The sequence below is a fragment of the Nocardia takedensis NBRC 100417 genome (assembly GCF_000308695.1).
GTDB classification, from domain to species: domain Bacteria; phylum Actinomycetota; class Actinomycetes; order Mycobacteriales; family Mycobacteriaceae; genus Nocardia; species Nocardia takedensis.
Window position 1 is genome coordinate 1 of sequence record NZ_BAGG01000044.1, and the last position, 3,383, is coordinate 3,383.

A 3,383-nucleotide genomic window follows, 5' to 3' on the forward strand; every position below is an offset into this window, starting at 1 on the left:
GGGTGTGTTGTTTGAGAACTGCACAGTGGACGCGAGCATCTTTGTTTTGTAAGTGTTTAAGAGCGTACGGTGGATGCCTTGGCACCAGGAGCCGATGAAGGACGTGGGAGGCTGCGATATGCCTCGGGGAGCTGTCAACCGAGCTGAGATCCGAGGATTTCCGAATGGGGAAACCCGGCACGAGTGATGTCGTGTCACCCGCATCTGAATATATAGGGTGTGTGGAGGGAACGTGGGGAAGTGAAACATCTCAGTACCCACAGGAAGAGAAAACAAATAGTGATTCCGTGAGTAGTGGCGAGCGAAAGCGGATGAGGCTAAACCATGTAGATGTGATAGACGGCAGTCGTTGTCTATGTGGGGTTGTGGGAGCATTCTTCCCGGTTCTGCCGAGCTGGGCGAGAGTAAGAAACCGAGTGGTTAGCTGAATTGGTCTGGGATGGCCGACCGTAGACGGTGAGAGTCCGGTAAGCGAAAACTGTTCGGCTCTCGTGGATGTTACCCGAGTAGCAGCGGGCCCGTGAAATCTGCTGTGAATCTGCCGGGACCACCCGGTAAGCCTGAATACTCCCTGGTGACCGATAGCGGACTAGTACCGTGAGGGAAAGGTGAAAAGTACCCCGGGAGGGGAGTGAAATAGTACCTGAAACCGTGCGCTTACAATCCGTCAGGGCCCTCTTGTGGGGTGATGGCGTGCCTTTTGAAGAATGAGCCTGCGAGTTAGTGGCATGTGGCGAGGTTAACCTGTGTGGGGTAGCCGTAGCGAAAGCGAGTCCGAATAGGGCGTTTGAGTCGCGTGTTCTAGACCCGAAGCGGAGTGATCTACCCATGGCCAGGGTGAAGCGACGGTAAGACGTCGTGGAGGCCCGAACCCACTTAGGTTGAAAACTGAGGGGATGAGCTGTGGGTAGGGGTGAAAGGCCAATCAAACTCCGTGATAGCTGGTTCTCCCCGAAATGCATTTAGGTGCAGCGTCACGTGTTTCACGCCGGAGGTAGAGCTACTGGATGGCCTAGGGGGCCTACAAGCTTACCGAAGTCAGCCAAACTCCGAATGCCGGTGTGTGAGAGCGTGGCAGTGAGACTGCGGGGGATAAGCTTCGTAGTCGAGAGGGAAACAGCCCAGATCGCCGGCTAAGGCCCCTAAGCGTGTACTAAGTGGAAAAGGATGTGGGGTCGCGAAGACAACCAGGAGGTTGGCTTAGAAGCAGCCACCCTTGAAAGAGTGCGTAATAGCTCACTGGTCAAGTGATCCTGCGCCGACAATGTAGCGGGGCTCAAGTACACCGCCGAAGCCGCGGCACTCAGACGTATACATTCCCTTCGGGGCAGTGGTCTGGGTGGGTAGGGGAGCGTCCTGCAGCCAGGGAAGCGACGGTGTGAACCAGTCGTGGAGGCTGTGGGAGTGAGAATGCAGGCATGAGTAGCGAAAGACGAGTGAGAAACTCGTCCGCCGAATGACCAAGGGTTCCTGGGCCAGGTTAATCCGCCCAGGGTGAGTCGGGACCTAAGGCGAGGCCGACAGGCGTAGTCGATGGACAACGGGTTGATATTCCCGTACCCGTGTATCCGCGCCCAGTGGCGAGCCGGTTTTGCTAAGTGTCCAAAAGCGGATGGACCTCCTTCGGGAGGCCGGATGTGGCTGCACACGACCCAGACCGTAGTAGTCAAGCGATGGGGTGACGCAGGAAGGTAGCTGGGCCAGGTGGTGGATTACCTGGTGTAAGCCTGTAGGGCGAGTGATAGGTAAATCCGTCGCTCACGAAGCCTGAGAGGTGATGCGTAGCCGATTGAGGCGAATTCAGTGATCCTATGCTGCCGAGAAAAGCCTCTAGTGAGTTGGTACACGGCCCGTACCCCAAACCGACACAGGTGGTCAGGTAGAGAATACCGAGGCGATCGAGAGAACTGTGGTTAAGGAACTCGGCAAAATGCCCCCGTAACTTCGGGAGAAGGGGGACCAACGCTGGTGACGGGATTTACTCCTCGAGCTGGTGGTGGTCGCAGAGACCAGAGAGAAGCGACTGTTTACTAAAAACACAGGTCCGTGCGAAGTCGTAAGACGATGTATACGGACTGACGCCTGCCCGGTGCCGGAAGGTTAAGAGGACCGGTTAGCGCTTCGGCGCGAAGCTGAGAATTTAAGCCCCGGTAAACGGCGGTGGTAACTATAACCATCCTAAGGTAGCGAAATTCCTTGTCGGGTAAGTTCCGACCTGCACGAATGGCGTAACGACTTCTCTGCTGTCTCAACCACAGACTCGGCGAAATTGCATTACGAGTAAAGATGCTCGTTACGCGCGGCAGGACGAAAAGACCCCGGGACCTTCACTATAGCTTGGTATTGGTGTTCGGTACGGTTTGTGTAGGATAGGTGGGAGACTGTGAAGCGGGCACGCCAGTGTTCGTGGAGTCGTCGTTGAAATACCACTCTGGTCGTATTGGACTTCTAACCTCGGACCATGATCTGGTTCAGGGACAGTGCCTGGTGGGTAGTTTAACTGGGGCGGTTGCCTCCCAAAGTGTAACGGAGGCGCCCAAAGGTTCCCTCAGCCTGGTTGGCAATCAGGTGTCGAGTGCAAGTGCACAAGGGAGCTTGACTGTGAGAGCGACAGCTCGAGCAGGGACGAAAGTCGGGACTAGTGATCCGGCACCGGCAAGTGGAAGCGGTGTCGCTCAACGGATAAAAGGTACCCCGGGGATAACAGGCTGATCTTCCCCAAGAGTCCATATCGACGGGATGGTTTGGCACCTCGATGTCGGCTCGTCGCATCCTGGGGCTGGAGTAGGTCCCAAGGGTTGGGCTGTTCGCCCATTAAAGCGGCACGCGAGCTGGGTTTAGAACGTCGTGAGACAGTTCGGTCTCTATCCGCCGCGCGCGTCAGAAACTTGAGGAAGGCTGTCCCTAGTACGAGAGGACCGGGACGGACGAACCTCTGGTGTGCCAGTTGTTCCGCCAGGAGCACTGCTGGTTTGCTACGTTCGGAAGGGATAACCGCTGAAAGCATCTAAGCGGGAAGCCTGTTCCAAGATGAGGTTTCTCACCACCTCGAGTGGTTAAGGCCCCCTACAGATGATGGGGTTGATAGGCCAGAACTGGAAGCCCGGTAACGGGTGTAGGTGACTGGTACTAATAGGCCGAGGACTTACTCGACAAAGGTTGCTACGCGTCCACTGTGCGGTATCTGAAACAACACACACACCCCGACCCACCGCTCGGTGGGTTTCGTTGTGGGGTGTGTTCGTTTCATAGAGTTACGGCGGTTATAGCGGCAGGGAAACGCCCGGTCCCATTCCGAACCCGGAAGCTAAGCCTGCCAGCGCCGATGGTACTGCACTCGACAGGGTGTGGGAGAGTAGGACACCGCCGGAACATCATTCACG

2 rRNA genes are annotated in these 3,383 nt (G+C 56.4%); both read left to right on the forward strand.

The features are described 5' to 3' along the window. The first annotated feature begins 46 nt into the window (after positions 1 to 46). Positions 47 to 3,153, forward strand: a 23S ribosomal RNA gene (locus ON30_RS09770). A gap of 102 nt (positions 3,154 to 3,255) precedes the next feature. Continuing rightward, positions 3,256 to 3,372 (forward strand): 5S ribosomal RNA (gene rrf / locus ON30_RS09775). Positions 3,373 to 3,383: the final 11 nt, after the last annotated feature.